At 59.9% G+C, this 19,609-nt stretch carries 13 protein-coding genes and 2 pseudogenes; 12 read left to right on the plus strand and 3 right to left on the minus strand.

Features of this window, described 5'->3' with window-relative positions; all coding sequences use genetic code 11:
• Window positions 1-366: 366 nt before the first annotated feature.
• Window positions 367-1,860 (plus strand): group II intron reverse transcriptase/maturase, encoded by a 1,494-nt coding sequence (gene ltrA, locus AC1DO7_RS33135; protein ID WP_441624501.1) that lies wholly within the window; start codon window positions 367-369, stop codon window positions 1,858-1,860.
• A gap of 1,892 nt (window positions 1,861-3,752) precedes the next feature.
• Here ltrA and AC1DO7_RS33140 read toward each other — a convergent pair.
• The gene (locus AC1DO7_RS33140) at window positions 3,753-4,643 is read right to left on the minus strand and encodes a LysR family transcriptional regulator (protein ID WP_441620807.1); all 891 of its coding nucleotides are present in this window, start codon (window positions 4,641-4,643) and stop codon (window positions 3,753-3,755) included.
• Between the two features lie 277 nt (window positions 4,644-4,920).
• Here AC1DO7_RS33140 and AC1DO7_RS33145 point away from each other — a divergent pair, with 277 nt between their 5' ends.
• The 4 genes and pseudogenes from AC1DO7_RS33145 to AC1DO7_RS33160 all read left to right on the plus strand — a co-directional run bounded on the left by AC1DO7_RS33145 (window position 4,921) and on the right by AC1DO7_RS33160 (window position 7,658).
• A complete protein-coding gene (locus AC1DO7_RS33145; RefSeq protein ID WP_477117061.1) occupies window positions 4,921-6,189 on the plus strand; it encodes an MFS transporter in 1,269 nt (422 codons plus the stop codon).
• Window positions 6,190-6,211: 22 nt separating this feature from the next.
• Window positions 6,212-6,304 (plus strand): annotated as a pseudogene (locus AC1DO7_RS33150) ((R)-mandelonitrile lyase); the annotation flags it as partial.
• A gap of 66 nt (window positions 6,305-6,370) precedes the next feature.
• Window positions 6,371-6,871, plus strand: coding sequence for a (R)-mandelonitrile lyase (locus AC1DO7_RS33155; RefSeq protein WP_441620805.1), 501 nt, complete (start codon window positions 6,371-6,373; stop codon window positions 6,869-6,871).
• Window positions 6,849-7,658, plus strand: a complete 810-nt coding sequence (locus tag AC1DO7_RS33160; RefSeq protein ID WP_441620795.1) for a carboxymuconolactone decarboxylase family protein — start codon at window positions 6,849-6,851, stop codon at window positions 7,656-7,658. The genes AC1DO7_RS33155 and AC1DO7_RS33160 overlap by 23 nt, the downstream gene beginning before the upstream one ends.
• Before the next feature lie 211 nt (window positions 7,659-7,869).
• Here the strand turns inward: AC1DO7_RS33160 and AC1DO7_RS33165 are convergent, their stop codons facing one another.
• Window positions 7,870-9,999, minus strand: coding sequence for a 3-hydroxyacyl-CoA dehydrogenase NAD-binding domain-containing protein (locus AC1DO7_RS33165; protein ID WP_441620793.1), 2,130 nt, complete (start codon window positions 9,997-9,999; stop codon window positions 7,870-7,872).
• 68 nt (window positions 10,000-10,067) lie between these two features.
• Entirely contained in the window at window positions 10,068-10,820 is a 753-nt protein-coding gene (locus AC1DO7_RS33170; protein ID WP_441620791.1) for a hypothetical protein, read from the minus strand.
• A gap of 323 nt (window positions 10,821-11,143) precedes the next feature.
• Between AC1DO7_RS33170 and AC1DO7_RS33175 the strand changes: the two genes are divergently transcribed.
• The 7 genes and pseudogenes from AC1DO7_RS33175 to AC1DO7_RS33205 all read left to right on the plus strand — a co-directional run.
• The gene (locus AC1DO7_RS33175) at window positions 11,144-13,270 is read left to right on the plus strand and encodes an acetate--CoA ligase family protein (RefSeq protein WP_441620789.1); all 2,127 of its coding nucleotides are present in this window, start codon (window positions 11,144-11,146) and stop codon (window positions 13,268-13,270) included.
• Window positions 13,271-13,311: 41 nt separating this feature from the next.
• Window positions 13,312-14,355, plus strand: a complete 1,044-nt coding sequence (locus AC1DO7_RS33180) for a CDP-6-deoxy-delta-3,4-glucoseen reductase (protein ID WP_441620787.1) — start codon at window positions 13,312-13,314, stop codon at window positions 14,353-14,355.
• 34 nt (window positions 14,356-14,389) lie between these two features.
• Window positions 14,390-15,115 carry an enoyl-CoA hydratase/isomerase family protein gene (locus AC1DO7_RS33185; protein ID WP_441620785.1) on the plus strand — a complete coding sequence of 242 codons (726 nt, stop codon included), beginning with the start codon at window positions 14,390-14,392 and terminating at the stop codon, window positions 15,113-15,115.
• A 48-nt stretch (window positions 15,116-15,163) separates the two neighbouring features.
• Complete coding sequence (locus tag AC1DO7_RS33190) at window positions 15,164-15,952, plus strand: enoyl-CoA hydratase/isomerase family protein (protein WP_441620783.1); 789 nt, start codon at window positions 15,164-15,166, stop codon at window positions 15,950-15,952.
• Window positions 15,953-16,065: 113 nt separating this feature from the next.
• A complete protein-coding gene (locus tag AC1DO7_RS33195; RefSeq protein ID WP_477117062.1) occupies window positions 16,066-17,046 on the plus strand; it encodes a Bug family tripartite tricarboxylate transporter substrate binding protein in 981 nt (326 codons plus the stop codon).
• Window positions 17,047-17,097: 51 nt separating this feature from the next.
• A complete protein-coding gene (locus tag AC1DO7_RS33200) occupies window positions 17,098-18,975 on the plus strand; it encodes an NAD-binding protein (protein ID WP_441620780.1) in 1,878 nt (625 codons plus the stop codon).
• Window positions 18,976-19,041: 66 nt separating this feature from the next.
• Window positions 19,042-19,609: pseudogene (locus tag AC1DO7_RS33205) on the plus strand (amidohydrolase family protein); the annotation flags it as partial.

Consider the following 19,609-nt stretch of genomic DNA (forward strand, 5'->3'; position numbering starts at 1 on the left):
ATTTATATACTGAGTGCGCCGGGAGACCGGCAAGGAGTTGGTGGTGCAAGTCCACTACGATGAAGGAATAGCGAGCCACATCGGCCCCGAGCCGTGCGCAGGCCACCGCGAGGTGGTAGGCGAAGCGTCGGTAGGGGAGCGTATGGGCCAGCCATTGAGCCGCGATAGATATATCCCGGGTGCCGACGCGGTTCAGTACGCGGAAGGCAACACGGCGGGGCGCGCATTCGCGAGCGCTCCGACGACCCGGCGTGGTCTGAGAACCTGGCACGTACGGACGCTCCTTGTGCGGGAACCGGGAGATCTCCCATCTGGCCAGTCGCAGTACGGACGGGTCCGCATCGGGAAGGCGAGGAGCCAAAGCCGATGATGAACGGACGGGAGAAGTCAGACTCCGCCATAGTAGCGACGAAGCCTGCGAACAAGGCCTGGAAACGGGCTGCGGAGTGGGTGGAGCCAAGGGCGGGGACCAAGGGGAACACGGGTCAGCCACACACGCGCCGGGCACAGAACCGGGCAAGCGTGTCACAGGGGTTGGAACGTGTACGGCAAGTTGCAAGGCAGCGGAAGAAGGAGCGGTTTACCGCGCTCCTGCACCACATCACGGTTGACCGGCTTCGAGAGTCGTTTTGTGCACTTAAGCGCAATGCGGCCCCCGGAGTGGACGGCGTGACATGGCGGTACTACGAGGCGGGCCTGGAAGAACATCTCCGGCGTCTGCACGCGCAAGTACAGAGCGGAGCGTACCGGGCGTTGCCCGTTCGGCGACAGTACATTCCGAAGCCGGATGGCAAGCTGCGTCCGTTGGGGATCGCGGCGCTGGAGGACAAGATTGTCCAGCGCGCGGCGGTGGAAGTGCTAAACGGGATCTACGAGGAGGATTTCCTCGGGTTCTCGTACGGGTTCCGGCCCGGGCGTAGCCAGCACGATGCGCTGGATGCGTTGGCGGTGGCCATCACCCGCACCCCGGTGAACTGGATTTTGGACGCCGATATCCGGAGCTTCTTCGACTCGGTCAGTCAGCAATGGCTGGTCCGGTTCTTGGAGCATCGGATTGGCGACCCACGCATCATCCGCCTTGTGCGCAAGTGGCTCAAGGCGGGCGTCTTGGAGGACGGAGAGTGGAGCGTCAGTGAAGAGGGCACACCGCAGGGGGCTGTCATATCGCCTCTGCTCGCGAATGTCTACCTGCACTATGTCTTCGATCTCTGGGCCAACCGGTGGCGACGGCGCGAAGCCAAGGGCAATGTCATCACCTCGCGGTACGCGGATGATGTGGTTGTCGGCTTTGAGCATGAAGCCGACGCGCGGCGCTTCTGGGAAGCGATGCGACTGAGGTTGGAGGAGTTCTCGCTTGTGCTTCACCCGGACAAGACGAGGTTGCTTGAGTTTGGCCGCAACGTAGCGGGCAGGCGAAAGCGACAGGGTCTTGGCCGACCCGAGACCTTCTCGTTCCTGGGTCTCGTACATATCTGCGGCAAATCTCGTCGCGGCGCCTTCCAGCTCCAGCGGAAGACCCGGGGGGATCGCATGCAGGCGAAACTCAGGCAAATCAAGGAGCAGTTATGGCGGCGCATGCATGAGCCAATACCCATCCAAGGGCACTGGCTCAAGCAGGTGGTACGCGGCTATTTTGCGTATCACGCGGTTCCAACGAACTCGCGGGCGCTCGTGGCATTTCGCTATCACGTTACCAATCTCTGGCGGCGCTCGCTGCGGCGACGCAGCCAGAAAGATGCCATGACGTGGGCGCGGATGACCCGACTCGCCGATGACTGGCTCCCGAAACCTCGAATCCTTCATCCATGGCCAGGCGACAGATTCGCCGTCAAACACCCAAGGTGGGAGCCCGGTGCCTGAATTGGGCACGCCGGGATCTGTGCGGGGGGTGTCCAGCAATGGGCATTCCTACCGCGATATTCACCTCGGGGACCAACGGCGCCTCTCATGAGATATGAGGATGGGCGCAGAGGCACGCGTTGCCTCCCAATGTTTCCCCCCAGCATGCCCGCATTTCGCCGGCAGCTAACGCGGAGTTCGGGGTTGGATGGGCCTATGATTCCAGCCYGGGGGAGCAGGCAGAACTCATGGCTTCGCCCGTTACCCTCTACACCTCAAAGCCCATCCATTACCGATTGCGCCTCGCCGCCGGAAAGATCGTCGCTATACGAGTCAAACCTACGGCAACCGTCGGCGAATGGCTGCCAATGCAAACTCGGCGGGGAAATTCGGTTTGTTCAGGATGAGGGCGTAAAGCGCCCGCCCTCGCTCGCCGCCTTTGGGCTAGCCCTGGGCTAAACTGGGTCATCGGCGACTTGGCACCTTGCGACGGCAGAGCACCCAAGTCATTGAATTTCAAGAGATATTGCCGACTACCATTATCAACCAGTCGAAACCGACGAGAAGAAGTTAATGCCGATAATTATTCTCGTAACTAGAGCCTCCTCGTACGCGGTAGGGGCCGAGATGCGCAATATAGCCGCCATGCAGGTCCGGCCCAACTACTGCGGTGGTGATCCTCGTTGCTGCTTGGCTGCCAAGATCGCGAGCTGATTGCTAGCGAGCACAGCATGCGGGCTGACGGGGGCTACAGGGCACGTTGGGGCTTGAGGCCTCGCTGTGCCTCGTCCCAGAATCAATCGCATCATCTCGTGACGTTGTCCGCGATCTGTCGAGCGAGCCCGACATGAACGATTGTCAGCTTTCAGCTGTGCGGAACCGCAACGTCCATGGTTGCGACCCACGTTTTCGCCGTCCGCTTGTAGCGCTGCACGAATGCGTTCCGCCTGCACTTCGGTACCCACATTCACGATGCCAGCCCCCGCGTCCGCGCGGATCTGCCGCCGCGGCAGCGCAAGCGTTCGTAATCGCGGCACTCGAGGGGGATGGGCAGGGGACTCGGACGACTGTCGAGCCAGACATTCACCTTTGCTGAGCAGGTGGCGCGATAGCGCGATGCGCCCACACGCATGGATAGCCCGAGATGCGAAACCGGCATGCTAATCGCATGCGGGGCTCGGAACGCCTCGGTCGCCGGGGTGGCGGTAGCCGGCTTGTGCCGCGGTGCACCGAATGGTTGGGGCGGCAGCGTGGTACCCAGTGTGCTAGTCCACAGCAGAGCGGGAAATGCAGGAGCATTCGCCCAACCGCTGCAGCGACACCGTAGCCTGGCCGAGCAACTGCGACGAGATAGAAGCCGGAAAGGTCGTCCTGCAGGAGCTATGAGATCGAGGGTGCCTGGCTTCTGGCTGTTATCGACGTGGCCGCCCGTTCTGCCAGCGACAGATCCGGCTAGACAATGCTCGAGCGCATTTGGCTGCCATCAGCCTCGATGTCGTGTGCGAGGCGTTGGGCTGCGCGGCGGATTTCGGTCCAGCGTACCTGCCCGATGATCGACCGTTTATCGAGCGCTTCTTCGGTACGGTCACCGCAATACTCTCGCGACGGCTCCCCGGGGTGATACGAGGAAAGGATGCGGCGCAGGTCATGCTGAAACGTCTGCGCGATCCGGCCGACTCGTTCAAGCGGCTTGCAGTGGATTACTCGGAAATCGAGAAGGCCGGCCTGTTCGCGGAAACGGCGATTCGCGCATATCGGCTGTCGCCGGACCTGGGGGGGGGGCCTTCAAGTATTCGTCATGCCCGATTGYGGATTGCCAGCCAGCCTGGGACGGAACGCTGCTGCGCTCGTCGAGGATCACCTGTCTTTAGGCTACGACAGTGCACTGTACGGTCATGGCCGCCCTCGAGTCCCTAATGCCGGTAGCGGATGGCGTCGATTACCAAAGTGAGGGCCCTCGAGGATTGCCTGCGGCTTGGATAGTAGGCATGCAGCCCCGGGAATGCCGGACACCAGTTCTCCATGACACTGAGCAAACGGCCTTCACGCACGTGCGGGCCTGCGAGATCCGCGGGAACGAAAGCCAGACCGCAGCCGCTCAGCGCTGCATGAAGCATTTGATATGCGCTATTGAACGTGACTTGCCCGCTGACTCGCGCTTCTATCTCGTCCTCGCCATTGCGGAGTTCCCATGCGTAGATGCCTCCCCCGGCCAACCGGAGCGTGATGCAATTGTGCTTCAGCAGGTCCTGTGGCGAGGATGGAACCGGCCGTTTGTCAAAATAGGCCGGAGCGCCGACGATCATCATGGGTACGTCCGGCGTCAGCCTGACGGCAATCATATCCTTCGCGACCTGGTCGCCAAAGCGCACGCCGATGTCGAAGCGCTCCGCGACGATGTCCAGCATGCGGTATTCGGAATTCATTTCCACGCGCAAGTCCGGGTACTTCGGCAAGATCTCCGCCACGCGCGGCCACAGAACGGTATCGATGACGTGGTCGATGGCGGTGATCCGGATAGTGCCGCTCGGCTTATCGCTAAGCTCGCTCACCGCCTGGATCTCGGCTTCGATTTCCGCCAGGCGGGGTCCCACGTTCTCGATCAGACGATCGCCTGCTTCGGTGGGGGAAACACTCCTCGTGGTCCGGGTCAGAAGCCGGACGCCCAGCCGGGTCTCGAGTCCGCGAACGGCGTGGCTCAGCGCCGACTGAGACATTCCTAGCTTAGCGGCGGCCCGGGTGAAGCTGCGCTCTCTTGCTACTGCCAGAAAAACCAGAATGTCACTAATGTTTTCTCGCGCCATGACTGGTTGCAGATTGGTCTTGAAGATTGCGAACGTTGATCTTAACGGATTTCTTCGGCCCATCAGGCTTGACCGGCAGACAACGACGCTTGATTGATCAATCGCGTTCATAGGGGCATGCGGATCTATCGAGCCCAGGAAGCCACGTTTGCTCCTATGATGAGCACTGCTGCGGAGCGCGGCGAGGCCGCGTCTCTGTCTTCTCTGGTATCCGGGCGATTGCAGGCGGATACGACTCCCATAAGAATATCCCTTGATGGCGCATCGGCCACATTCCATGTGGAGCGACGACGCTCGTCTTGGTTTTGTGATCAAGAAAATGACAACTTCCACCATGCCGCAGGCATCCGGCAAGCGCCAGATTCAAAGCGCGGTAGGATCCATGGCGCTTTGCGTGGCCATGCTGATTGCGTCGGAGTTCATGCCCGTCAGTCTCCTTACGCCGATTGCGCATGACTTGCATGCGACCCAGGGTATGGCGGGCCAGGCGATCTCGGTGTCCGGACTGTTCGCCGTTGTGGCCAGTCTGGGGATCGTACCCGTTTCGGGGCGCTTCGATCGGCGCTATCTGTTGATGGGGACGACGACCCTCATGTTGCTGTCACTGGCAATGATCTCCGTGGCACCAAGCTTTCCGATGCTGATGACAGCGCGCGCCCTGTTGGGGGTCGCGATCGGCGGCTTCTGGGCCTTGTCCACGGCCACGGTAACTCGGCTGGTTCCGGCAGACACGGTCCCCAAAGCGCTCGGCCTGATCTATATGGGTAATGCGGTGGCGACGGCCTTCGCTGCGCCAATTGGCGCCTACGTCGGCGGCATGCTGGGATGGCGCGCCGTTTTTGCCGGTCTCGTGCCGCTGGTGCTGGCAAATCTGGTTTGGCAGGCGAAGAGCCTGCCCGCCATGCCGCCGCGGGCGCCGATCCCGCTTGGCAGGCTCTTTGGACTCCTCAAGCGCCCCCATGTAGCAGTTGGCATGATCGCGGTAATGCTGACTTTTGCTGGCGCGTTTTCCACATTCACCTACATGCGACCGTTCCTGGAGGCGGAAATGGGCCTGGGTTCGGATGCGCTGTCATTGCTGCTCCTGGGCTTGGGCATGGCCGGATTCGTCGGCACTTACCTGGCAGGGGCATTGCTGCAGAAGAATCATCTGTATCGGCTGTTGCGGTGTTTGCCTGTCGCGCTGGCAATGCTGACGCTTGGACTAATGGAATTGGGTCACCTGTTCTGGGGAGCCGCCACCATGATGGTCGGCTGGGGTGCCTTGAATTCGGCAATACCCGTGTGCTGGTCTACCTGGCTGGCAAAGGAAATCAGCGATGAGCCAGAAAGCGGCGGCGGTCTGATGGTGGCAGCAATTCAACTCCGTCCTGTCGGCCCTCGTTGTCGGCAACGGTACGCGTCTCGCGACCGTGGCGCCCAGGCTGAATACGGTTCCGTGAGAGACCGGCTCGACGCGAGGGCGCTGGTGCCATGCTACGCAGCGGGCGGCGATACCGCTGGCCGTAAGGGTGGGCGCAGCGCGTTTGCCGACGGCGCGCGTTAGCTAGTATGCCTACACCGACGGTGCTCGCGGCGAGTTCGCGATCCAGGAGGCGYTCGATGGCAAGAACGTCGAGTGGATGGAGCACGTCACCGATGAGCAATATCTCTCAGGGCCGCCGCGCGGCGTGGCAAACGGCTGGGTTGCGTCGATTGAATTTCTATTCCACCGAGAACGGAGCCTTATGACCTACTTTCCGAGAATTGCCGCGTGCGTCGCCGCCATGCAGGCTGCGGTTGCCTGCGCCGCTGATCTGCAGGCGGCCACGCCAGCGGCCGCAACCGCCCAGCAGATCGCACGCGTCGGCAGCCAGCCTTCGGCGGCAGGACCTGCCAACTACTTTAGCGGCCAGGCTCGGATCGACCCCGTCTGGCCTGCCGACAAGAATATCAATGCCTCCGGCGGCCTGGTGACCTTTGAGCCCGGCGCGCGCTCGGCCTGGCATACCCACCCTGCCGGGCAGCGCCTGGTAGTGGTCACGGGCGTGGGATTCACGCAGGAATGGGGCAAGCCCATGCAGGAGATCCGCCCCGGCGACGTGGTCTGGTGTCCTCCCGGTGTCAAGCATTGGCACGGCGCCGCGCCAACCACAGCGATGACCCACCTGGCCGTCACAGGCACGGACGATGGAAAGAACGTCACCTGGATGGAGAAAGTCACCGATGAGCAGTACAACGCTCGCTGAACCCCAGATGAAACGCCGCCACGCCGGCGTGCTCGCCGTGGCCCTGAGTTTGGGGCTGGCCACGGCACCGAGCCACGCTGCCCCGAACGCGCAGGAGTCCCAAGAAATGACCCACACACAAAGCACCGCACCAAGTCCGTCTGATACCCTCACTGCGCGGCAGCAGGCCATTGCACCTATCGCCGCCTTCGGCGCAGCGGGTGATATCGCCAAGCTAAACGTGGCCTTGAATCAAGGATTGGACGTGGGGCTGACGGTAACTGATGCCAAGGAGATTCTGGTGCAGCTCTACGCTTACGCTGGTTTTCCGCGCAGCCTCAACGCGCTGGCCGAACTGATGAAGGTGATTGAGGTCCGCAAGCAGCGTGGTATGCAAGACGCGCCGGGCGCCGTGCCCAGCCGCGCCGTGCCCAAGGGCGACGCGTTGCTGGCGGCGGGGACGGCCAACCAGACCAAATTGTCGGGCGCGCCGGTAAAGGGGGCGCTGTTTGATTTCGCGCCTGCCATTGGCGAATATCTCAAGACCCACTTGTTCGGAGACATCTTCGAACGCGACAACCTTGATTGGCAAAGCCGCGAACTGGCCACCGTAGGCATGTTGTCGGCGCTGCCAGGGGCCGAGTCACAATTGCAGGCGCATATGCGCATCAGCATGAATGTTGGGCTCACGGCTGGCCAGTTGCGCCAGCTCACCCAGGTCCTGGCCGACCGCGTGGATGCAGGGACTGCCGGCCGCGCGCGCGAGGCGTTGGCGCGGCACCTGGACTCTGCGTCCGGGCCAAAGTGAACAGGAAAGCCACAAGGAAAAGGCGGCGATCCGATGGGCGGACCGTCGCCTTCCTGGTGCCACATTCCGTAACTAGGTTGAATAATTATCGGGCTGCAGATACGGCGCAGGAGCGCGAAACCTCTGGAGGCGCTAGGTAGAACGTGCCGCGAGCCTGCAAACCGGAAAACGAGAAGGCGGCAGGGAAGGACCGCGCCTTCCCAAATCCAGGTCAGGCCGCCTGGGACGCGGTAGCCTCGGGATTCGAGGGTTTCACGTCACGGAAGCGAGTGCCTGTCTCTGCAACTTCCTGGAGAAGCCTGGCGGGGCGCCAGCGTTTCCCATACAACGCGTGCCACTTCGAGACTTCCCGATAGATGACAGGGGCACCGATGGTATCGGCCCAGAACATCAGACCACCTCTGTGCCGTGGGAACCCGAATCCAAACAGCCACATGACGTCGATGTCGCTCGATCTGTAGGCTTTGCCATCCTCAAGGATCTTGCAGGCTTCGTTTACCGACGCGAAGAGTACACGATGAAGGATCTCTTCATCGGAGAACTGGCGCTGGACGATTCCGAACTCCTTCGCGATATCGGCAATAACCTGCTTAACTACATCGTCCACGATCGGGGTACGGTCGCCGTTCTCATACCGGTACCAGCCGGCTCCCGTCTTCTGCCCCTTTCTGCCCATCTCGACCAAGCGGTCAGGCACGTGAAGCTTCCTGAACTCAGGGTCTGCTGCAGCGCGGCGCTTTCGGCCTTCGTAACTCACATCAAGGCCGGAGATATCGTTGACGGCGAATGGACCCTTCGGATACCCGAACTGCTCCATTACGCTGTCGATTTGCTCCGGAGTCGCACCCTCCTCAAGCATGAGCATCATCTCAGCCATCATGGGGGCGCGGCTTCGATTGGCGACGAATCCATCGCAAGATCCAGCCACAGCACAAACCTTGCCGATGGCGCGGCCCATTTCCATCGTGCGTGCGATAGTCGCGGGGACCGTTCGCGGCCCCTTTACGACCTCGCACAGCTTCATGACGTTAGCGGGAGCGAAGAAGTGTGCCCCGGCAACCTCGCCCGGGCGAGAAGTAGCATCGGCGATCAGGTCAATATCGATTGCCGACGAATTTGTGAGCAAGAGCGCGCCAGGCTTGAGCGCAGCATCCAGGCGACGGAACACGTCTTGCTTGACGTCCAGACGTTCAAAGACCGCCTCAATCCCGACGTCGCAGTCGGAAATCGCGTTGTACTCCTGGACTCCTTCGATAAGGACCAGGCGCCGATCCATCTCAGGCTGCGTGAGACTGCCTCTCCTAACTTTTGTGGCATAGGTGTCGGTGATGCGCTTCAGTCCAAGTTCCAATGCCTCAGCGCTTGTCTCAAGAACTTTGACGGGAATGCCTGCATCTGCAAAACACATCGCGATGCCACCGCCCATGGTGCCGGCGCCAATGATGGCAGCCCGTCTAATCGGCGCCATGCTCGATGTGACTACGTCGGGCACCTTTCTGGCCTCGCGTTCGGCGAAGAATGCGTAACGCAAAGCCTTTGCTTCGGGGGAGTTCTCAAGCTCTGCGAAGGCTTGCTCTTCAACAGCCATTCCTTCATCAAAGCTGAGCCGCGCCGCGGCCTCGACACATTCAATCGCCTTGCTGGGGGCGGGCAGCAATCGACCTTTCTTTCCTTCCGAGTTTCTCGCATCGGCAACAATGGTTCCAAGGTCCTCTTCCCTAAACTCGACGTTTCGATCTCTGAGACGGGGCAGGGGACGTTCGGCGGAGATCGCCTTCGCAAAGTCTATTGCTGACCGGCGCAGATCTCCTTGTGGTACCAATGTGTCTACGACCCCGATTCGCTCAGCCTCTTCCGCGCTGATGGGGCGACCGCCAACAATCATTTGAAGTGCCTTCTTCGGCCCCACCAGGCGTGGAAGCCGCTGTGTGCCACCACCACCAGGGATGACTCCCAATGTGACTTCGGGCAAGCCGAGCTTTGCACCGGCTGTGGCCACGCGGTAGTGGCAAGCCAGGGCGTGCTCGAGCCCGCCGCCCAGCGCATAACCTTGTATTGCTGCAACGACGGGCTTGGCACTGCTATCAATGGCGGCCGTGCTGGTACGGGTTGAGACCGAACGAGCTTGACCGAACTGGCGAATGTCCGCTCCGGCGATGAAGTTCTTTCCTTCCCCGATAAGTACGATGGCTACGACACTGTCGTCACCATTCGCTCTCTCCAACGAGGCGATCATTCCTTCTCGCATACCGGGAGCGAGCGCATTGACCGGTGGGTTGTCGACAGAAATCACCGCGATTCCGTCTTCCACACCATAGTGCACCAATTCTGTCTGTGTCATTCAGGCCTCTCTACTGTGTACATCACCGGACCGTTCTCTGTGCCGCCGGTTCAGGATAGGTTCCGGTATCAGCGGTTCTCTCGCGGGTACTCGAGGACAAGTGCTTCCAGCCCTTCCGAACCTGCCCGGATCGCGAACTTCTCTTCAGTAGGCTGGACGACGACCATAGACCAGAGAGGCAACTCCTCCGATTCGTGGCGGAGGCTGCCGTTGGCAACAAAGAGGTAGTACCCGGCGGCGCGCTTTGGATCTGGGCCTTCGATCTGCATGTCTGCGCCCAATCGAACCACACGCGCTCGCATACCGTCATCCTCATCGTCAAACAGCGTATCCCATGCAGCCTCCGTACGCGCCTTGAGTACGGGAGCAGTGGAAAAACGGACGGGTTCCGAATGCAGATGCCGACGCTTGCTTGGTTGCAACTTATCGCGATAGCCCGGCTTGTCCAGATATACCGGCTCAGAGTTTCCGGTGTACATCCGCATGGCGACGAACGACAAGCCGTGAGGACCGGCGGTAATCGGGCCGTACGCAGTGTGATGATCCTTGAACTGCACCGTCAACGGCTCGATCGTTTGCCCGCGAGTACCAATTGTTCCCGATCCGGCGACGAAGAGTTGGAACATCGTAACGCCGTGAAAGTGAGGAACGATCGCTTCATTCGCGTCAAGCTCAGACATCGTCGCCTGGGGGCCAACGCCGTCCGAGTTCGACGAGCGCGGACCAAAGAAAACCGTGCCCCAATGCCTATTGCCGGTACCAGGGGACACGATAACGCTGCGCTGTGCAAGCGCGTCGCTGCCGCTACGGGTGTAGATCATCTGCAACTCTCCATGGGTAAAAGACAGATCGCGCTTCTGCGCTGGTCGGCAAATCGCAGACCGTGCAATCATCCTAGCACGAGTTTTACCGAATAGCACAGGTTCCGACTAGTGGAACAGTGCGACGAGCCGCTTCCGCCACTACAGGTTCCGAACATCGGAACGTATTCCGAAAATATTGACGTGGGTCGAGGGCGGGTCTACAGTTCGCTTCATGGCGCCACTGCTTTCGATGCGGCGTCCCCACTCGAGAACCTGCAGGGATGACCCAGGCGTCGCGGGTTACACCACCATCACTTTGGGAAGTCCTCTCCCCTTACCGTATGAGCAAATTCAAGTTTCTTTTTGAGCCGCGGTCRATCGCTGTTGTGGGCGTTTCGGATGACGCTAACCGCCCTGGCTCGCAGGTTGTGCGTGCCTTGGTCAAGAATGGGTACGCCGGAAAGATCTATCCCGTGAACCCGAAGTACGAAGTATTTGACGGGCACAAGTGCTTCGCATCGGTACTCGATGTCGAGGAGGATGTCGATCTCGTCGTTATTGGTGTCCCAGCGCAGGCGGCCGTGGCAGTGCTTGAAACTTGTGCGAAGAAACAAGTCAAGTTTGTGGTGATTCTCAGTGGCGGCTTCCGCGAGAGCGGACCCGAGGGGATCGCATTGGAACAGCGGATGCTGAAGATTGCGCGAGAAGCCGGGATCCGCATCCTGGGACCGAACTGCCTTGGCTTTGCCAACATCCACGACGGCGTGTATGCGGCGTTCGGCAGTATCACTCGCGAGCCGAAGCTGAAGAAGGGTGGCGTATCGCTTGTCACACAAAGTGGCGGATTCGGCTACAGCATCGCGCTAGGTTGCGCTGCAGCCGGAATCGGCTTCAGGCACGTTCTTGCAACTGGCAATGAGAGCGACATCGATACCGTTCAGCTGATTGACGCGTTGCTCGACGATGAGGAGACCCGTGTCATTGTTGCGTACATCGAAGGAACTCGCGATGGACGGGCCCTCCTCGAAGTTGGCCGACGCGCACTGTCGATGGGGAAGCCGATTCTCCTGTGGAAGGCGGGCATTACCGAGCAAGGTGCCAAGGCTGCAGCCTCGCATACAGCGAGCATGACCGGAAGCTACGACTTCTATAAGGCCCTGTTCGCCCAGAGCGGAATCATCGAGATCCGCGAAATTCACCAGGCGGTCGACTTCCTCAAAGCCTTGGAAGGCAACAAGACCCCCGAGGGTACCGGCGTTGCGGTGCTCGGCGTGTCCGGTGGGTCCGCCATTGTATTCGCGGACGCCGGTGAGCCCGATGGCGTGATGCTCTGCGAACTGACGGAGGAGACGCAATCCCGTCTGCAAACCGTGATCTCAAGCATCGGTGCTGTCCACAATCCCGTCGATCTGACCGCCGGCTACTTCTCGCCGGCCAATCGTGACAAATTGGAAACTGTGCTGCAGGCCGTTCTGGACGATTCGAATGTCGATGCGGTATGCGTCAACCTTGCGACGACGGGGAAAGCGGGCTGCCAGGCAGCAGCGGAAGTCATGGCACGCGTCGTCCAAACGACGAGTAAGCCATTGCTGGTGTTCTCGTCTGCACCCCGAGATCTGGTCGGTGACGCGTTCGCTGTGTTCGAGTCCGCGCGGATCCCTGTCTTCCCGTCGCCATCCCGTGCCGCACATGCCATGGCGATGTTGGCGAACTACCGCGCAGCGCAACGTCGACAGCAACATAAGCCTGAGACTTCTCCTGGAGCGCGGGCGGCAACTTCGTCGGTGGCCGAGGCGGATCTGGCATCTCTATCCGAGACCGATGCCAAGCGAATCCTTCGTCAGGCCGGAATTCCCGTCTCCAATGACGTCATTGTGCACAGCAGCGAGGAAGCAGACATCTTTGAAAAGATGCGAGCGCCTCTGGTCGTAAAGATAGTGTCCCCGGATATCGCCCACAAGACTGAGGTGGGCGGCGTAAAGATCGGCATTCGGACGCGTGAGGAACTCGCGACGGCGATCTCCTCCGTCTTGGAAAACGCAAAGCAGAAGGCACCGAATGCTCGCATTACCGGGGCGCTCGTTACCGAAATGATTCAGGGCGGCTTCGAGTTGATTGCCGGCGTTGTCAATGACCCGGTATTCGGCCCGGTCGTGGTCGTAGGGGCGGGCGGTATCTACGCCGAGTTGCTTGGCGATACCGCGTGTCGAATTGCGCCCTTCGACGTGGAGACGGGGCGCGAGATGATCAACAGTCTTAAGTGCCGGCGAATCCTGGCTGGTGCCCGCGGTGGCAAGCCTTTGGACACCGAGGCGGCCGCAAAAGCCCTGGCTGCCCTGTCGCAGTTCGCGTGGTCCAACCGCGAGCGCGTAGCGGAAGTTGATATCAACCCGCTGTTTGTACTTCCGGAGGGAGTTGTGGCTGCAGATGCTGTGATTATCCCTGTAACGCCGTCCGTTTCCGAATGACGGGCCAACGGTTTCTTGATGGGGAATGAGGATAAGACAATATGACTGAAGTACTGATGGAGACACAGTCGCTCCCCGTGACCTTCGTACCGAACGGACCCACCCTTGACGTGGGTTCCACGGAGCCGATACTCCAGGCAGCTATGCGGAATGGCTATCCACTTCCTCACAGTTGCAGAAACGGAATCTGTGGCTCGTGCAAGGCACGCATTGTGGCTGGCGAAGTAGACCATGGAGAATCGTCGGCATCTGCGTTGAGCGAAAAGGAGCGAGGGGATGGATATGCGCTGCTTTGCCAGGCAACGCCCAAGACGCCGGTGACAGTCGAATGTACGATACTGGAAGAGACCAAAGGCATTCCATTCGTTCGACTGCCATGCAGAGTCCACGAGCTGGAAAAATTGGCCGATGACGTCATGATGATTCGGCTGCGCTTGCCGGCAAACAAGACCCTGGAATTTCTGCCCGGCCAGTACATCAATATCGTCGCACCCGGCGGCATTCGCCGTAGCTTGTCGGTCGCCAGCGTTGATGCGGGCGATGGCGTTATCGAACTGCATCTTCGCAACTACGGCGGCCCGTTCAGCAAGCTCGTCTTTCAGAACATGAAGACCAACGACTTGCTACGTATCGAGGGCCCACAGGGAGCGTTCTTTATCCGGGAAAAGAGCGTCAAGCCGATTATCTTCGTAGCAAGTGGAACCGGTTTCGCGCCCGTCAAGGCGATGATCGAGAGCGAGGCGCGCAAGAAGCACGGCCGGAAGATGACGCTGTATTGGGGTGGACGGCGCCCGCAAGACCTCTATCTGGCGCAACTCGCTCAGGAATGGGTCACGAAATTTGGGCTGACATACGTTCCCGTTGTATCAGACGCTCAACCTGCGGACAACTGGAATGGGCGGACCGGTTTTGTGCACCAGGCTGTCATGGAGGACTTCCCTGATTTGTCGGGGCACCAAGTCTATGCGTGCGGGGCTCCGGTAGTCGTGCAATCGGCCCGTGATGACTTCACGGCGACTTGTCAGCTACCGACGGACGAGTTCTACGCAGACATCTTTGTACCTGGTGGGGTCAAGGGATCCTGACGGGCGCATACCAGAAACGGACGAGAGAGACACAATGGAAGCACGAGAGGAAAACCTCATCATCGAGCTCAAGGACGAGCAACTCGTCATTACCATCGACAGGGCGCAGAAGGCGAATGCCTTGACGGTGGCGATGATGCAGGCGATTGCCGGGACGATTCAGGAGAGTGCCAAGGATGCGTCAGTGAAATCCATCGTCCTCACGGGCAGCGGTGAGAAAGTCTTCTGCGCGGGCGTTGATGTCCGCGAACTGCCGCCGGATGGAGATATCGCGAAACAGAAGGAGCGGCGGTCGCTGGCTCTTGCCGCATTGCAGGACACTGTTCTGGATACAGGAATTCCAGTGATTTGCGCCCTGAACGGGATCGCCAGCGGAGCGGGTGCAATGGTTGCGCTGCTAGCCGATGCATGTGTCGCTGCGGACAGCGCTGCGCTGTCGCTTCCTGAGATTGACCTTGGAATTGCCACCTTTTCCGGGGCAAGCATGCTGGAAGCGATTGGCGGGCGGGCTCTGGCCAAAGACATGATCCAGAGCGGACGGCGCATGTCTGCAAATGAGGCTATTAGTCGAGGACTGATCAACACGGTGACCTCCGCTAATGAGCTTGTTGAGCGCGCCCTCAAGGAGGCCAGGAAGCTTGGTGAGCGTGATAGGGCGGCCTTCGCCAATAACAAGCGATGGCTCAATCGGAAGATCAAGGTAGCAATTGACGAAGCACGTGCCGAGCACGCCATGCATCGACAGGCTGCAGCGCGGTAATTGCCCAACGAGCTGCAAAAGACAATGCGCATATTGTGAGGACGGAAAGTGGCAGACCTTGAGATTGAAATCGTTGACCGCGTCTTGGTGGCGCGGCTCAACCGGCCAGAGAAGAAGAACGCGCTGAGCGAAGAGATGCTTGCACTATTGCGCGAAGCTCTCCGCGATGCGGACCATGATCCCGGCATTGGTTGCGTGGTGATTACAGGCGCTGGAGATGCGTTCTGTTCCGGCGGGGACCTTGGTCGCCGCTCTGCCGAGGCTGGAGACCCCACGCCGCTCGAGCGCAAGCAGCGACTTCAGAACGTGACGCACCAGGTCGCGTTGGCCATTGAGGACTTCGAGAAGCCCCTGATAGCGGCTATAAATGGAGCGGCCGTTGGCGCTGGCATGGATTTATCGCTCCAGTGCGACCTGCGATTCGCGGGAGCATCGGCTCGCTTCGCCGAAGCATACGTCCGCGTCGGGCTGTTGCCGGGGAATGGGGGTTGTTATCTATTGCCGCGGCTGGTTGGGCCTTCCAGGGCACTAGAGTTGCTTTGGACTGGAGACTTCGTGTCGGCCGAAGAGGCTCACCGCCTTGGGATCGTCAATCGCGTGTTTCCGGACGACAAGCTGTTTGATGAGACACTTGCGTTCGCAAGCAGGCTTGCCGATGGCCCGCCGATTCAACTCAGGGAGATCAAGAAGCTGATGTACCAAGGTCTCCGCACGGACTTCCGCACGAGTCTCGAATCCGTGTCTGCGCACATGGCCGTCATTCAGTCGACCCGGGATTACAAGGAGGCAATCCAAGCGTACAAGGAGAAACGGAAGCCCAAGTTCGAAGGCTTCTAGGAACTGCGCAAAGGAACCAGCCAATCCAAACGGAAGAGCACCCCTCAGACAATCTGATCTGAACGGCGACTCGAATAACGATACCCCGACAAAACCCGATTGGAGGAGACGCCATGACTAAACGATCCGCCCTCATTTACATCGCAGGTTTGGCTTGTGCATTCGGTGCGCTTTCGCAGGCGCAGGCCCAGCAACCTGACTATCCCAACAAGCCTATTCGCATGATTGTAGGCGTCGCCGCCGGCGGAGGCGCAGACTTCATTGCGAGAATCTTGGCGCAGGAGGTTGGAAAGAGCCTTGGCCAGCCTATCGTAGTGGAGAACCGACCTGGAGCTGGGGGTAACATTGCTGCCGAGTTTGTCGCAAGGTCCCCCGCGGACGGGTACACGTTGCTCATGGCAAACTCGAGTCACGCCATCAATGTGAATCTGTACCACAACCTCCGATTTGATGCGCTGAAAGACTTCGCTCCCATCTCCCAGGTAACCGCGAACTATTTCTTTCTGGCTGTCAACCCGGCAGTGCCAGTCAAATCGGTGGCAGAGCTGGTGGGCTATGCGAAGTCCAAGAACGGTGCAATGAGCTATGCATCGGCCGGGAACGGACAGGGTGCCCATCTTGGCATGGAGTTGTTCAAGAAGGTGGCACACATGGATGCGGTCCACGTGCCGTATAACGGAACGGCTCCGTCACTTGCCGCAGTTCTTGGTCACACGGTCGATGTTGCGTTGTTGACCCCACCAGCGACGCTGCCCAACGCCGCTGCGAAGAAGCTGCGCGTGATCGCGGTAACTGGTCCGCGGCGGTCCGCTTCACTTCCGGATGTGCCGACGATTGCGGAGTCGGGCTATCCTGGCTTTGAAGCTAACAACTGGCAGGGCCTGCTGGCTCCTGCGGGGACGCCTGCAGACATCATCGCAAAGTTAAATCAGGCAACAGTCAAGGCACTCAAACAGCCTGCAGTTGTGAAACAGTTAGAGACCGCCGGTACCGAGCCGGTGGGGTCCAGTCCGGAAGAGTTCAAGCGCTTCCTGGCCGCCGAGGTTTCGAAGTGGGGTAAGGTCATCGAGCAGTCTGGTGCCAAGGCCGACTGAGCGCCTGCAATCCGCCACCAGGCGAACAACATCTACACACTAGTTCTAACCATGATGGAAGCGTCACAGTCGCAATTGCAAAGTTCTCCTGCAAAGGTCGTAGGCTTCATTGGGCTGGGCGCCATGGGCGGGCCAATGGTGCTTCGCCTGCTTGACCAGGGATTCGCGGTCTACGTGCATGACCTGAACACGGAAGCGCTGGACGCCGCAGTTCAGGCTGGCGCTTTCCCGTGCGATGGAGCTGCGGAGGTCGCGAGTCGTGTGCAGCTTATTTTCACCTGCCTGCCATCGCTTCGTGCACTCGAAGCTGTCTTCTTCGGCGATCGGGGTGTGGTGCACGGTAAATCTGTTCGCGTAGTGGTCGACCTCTCCACGACTGGCCCAGAGTTTGCCCGGGAGGCCGCGCAGCGATTCGAACAGTCCGGAATTGCGCTTCTTGATGCACCCATTACGGGGAACGTTGTTACCGCTGGGAATGGCAAGCTCGGCATCATGTGTTCCGGCCCTGCAAAAGCCTTCTCGCTGGCGGAGGCCGCCATGCTACCGCTGGCAGGCTCTACTCTGCTGTATCTGGGGGAGAAGACCGGAAGGGCACAAACGCTGAAGCTTCTGAATAACCTTGTCTCGGCGTCTGGCATGGCTGCAACCTGCGAGGCATTCGTGCTGGGGGTCAAGGCGGGCCTGGATCCGGAAGCAATGCTTGATGTCATCAATTCAGGTGCTTCGAGCACGAACGCCAGTCGAAACAAGTTCAGGCGTGCAGTCCTCGGGCGATCCTTCGACTACGGGGCGCGGATGGCTATCACCGCCAAGGACATCACCCTCGCGGTCGAGGAAGCCGGAAACTTCGGTGTGCCAACCTGGGTATCGCGATCTGTGCAGCAGCTTTGGCGGTACGCGGTTTCCCAGGGCGGTGCAGAACGCGACGGTACGGCGCTGATCACCTATCTGGAGCCTTGGGCTGGCGTTACGGTGAAAGGGGCGGCAGAAAGCACTTCGCCGGTGAGTTCCGCAGGTTCAGAGGAACGGAAGGCGGTCTTCGGGAGCGTCGCCGTGGTTTGCTGCCCGGAGAATCTCGATACTTGGACGGCAAAGTTGAACGCAGCAGGATGGGGATTTGACGTAAGCGCCGGACCTCTGGAAATAGCGGGCACATCTGAATCAGACCGGAGCCTTGAAAGGCGCTCCTGCGTTGTCGTTGTGGCTCACGAAAATGACGTCGGGGGAACACTCTCGTCATTGCTGGTTGGCGGCTCCGAAAAGTGGTGTGTGCTAAATACGTGCATGGTGCCAAGGGAAGTGGCGGTAGAACTGGCCACACAGTTGACGAACGCCGGGCACTATTACCTGGATGCACCTATGGTGCCCGCCTGGGCTTCAGCCGCGGAAGCGGGTTGGAGGGCTGTAGTTGGCGGAGATGGGTCTGCCCTTATCCATATAACTCCCATGCTGGATGCGGTCGCCTCAAAGATTTGTCATTTTTCGAGCCGCGCAGGCGACGCTCAGCTGATGGTTGCTATTGACGAGGCTTTGTCAGCGACGCTTCTTGCAGTTGGTTGCGAATCTTACGTGACCGGCGCAAAAGCAGGGCTTGAGCCACTCACCATGGCAAAGATCCTCGGCATCGAAACGGGTCGGACAACGGCGAGTGCGACCATCATCCCCGAGCAGGTTGCAACCCGAAAGTTCGCGTACGGTAAGTCGATCGAGGGTGCGCATCGGATGCTCCGCTTTGTCTGCGACGAGGCTTCCAGCTTGGGCGTGACGCCGTGGGTGTTTGAGTCAACCAGACTGCTTTTCGGACTTGCGAATGCTCAACAGGCGTATGGCGACGATGTGAGTGAACTGATTCGATACTACGAGGGCTGGGCTGGCGTGGAAGTGCGCCAAGGACTCTCGGAAATCAAAACTGAGCAGACGCAAGGCTGACCAGGGTCGTGGCAGACTCGCTCCCTTGTGCTGACTAACAGCAACYCTCTCCGTTCTCCCTATCTCATGTCCTACGTACCGGAATTCCGCGGGAATATGCCCCGCTCACTCGATGAGCTCGCCGCTTGGGTTTCGCCGCTTCGTGAAGAAGCCATCGAGCCCGAGCTACCAATTATCGATCCGCATCATCATCTGTTTGACGACGAACGCGGGCGGTTTCTTGCCGATGAACTCCTGGCAGAGATCGAAGCGGGAACGAATATCGTTGGAACGGTCTTCGTTCAATACAAGTCCTCTTACCGTAAGGATGGCCCAGAGCCGCTGAAGCCTGTTGGTGAAGTCGAGTTTGCAACCAGGATTGGTGAGGAATGTGAAATGCTTGGCGGGAAGCTAGCCAAGTTTTGCAGTGGCATTGTCGCTCATGCCGACCTCATGCTTGGTGACGAGGTCGAGCAGGTACTTCAGGCCATGGCCGTTGCGGGCAAGGGAAGGCTGAAGGGGATTCGACACGGCGCGACCTGGGATGCCGGCGCTGCGGGGTATGGTCGCAGCTTTGCCCCGCGCCATGTGATGCGAGAGGCGCGGTTCCAAGATGGTTTCGCACAGTTGTCTCGCTACGGACTCGCGTTTGATG

The sequence above is a fragment of the Cupriavidus sp. 05N40 genome (assembly GCF_056397305.1).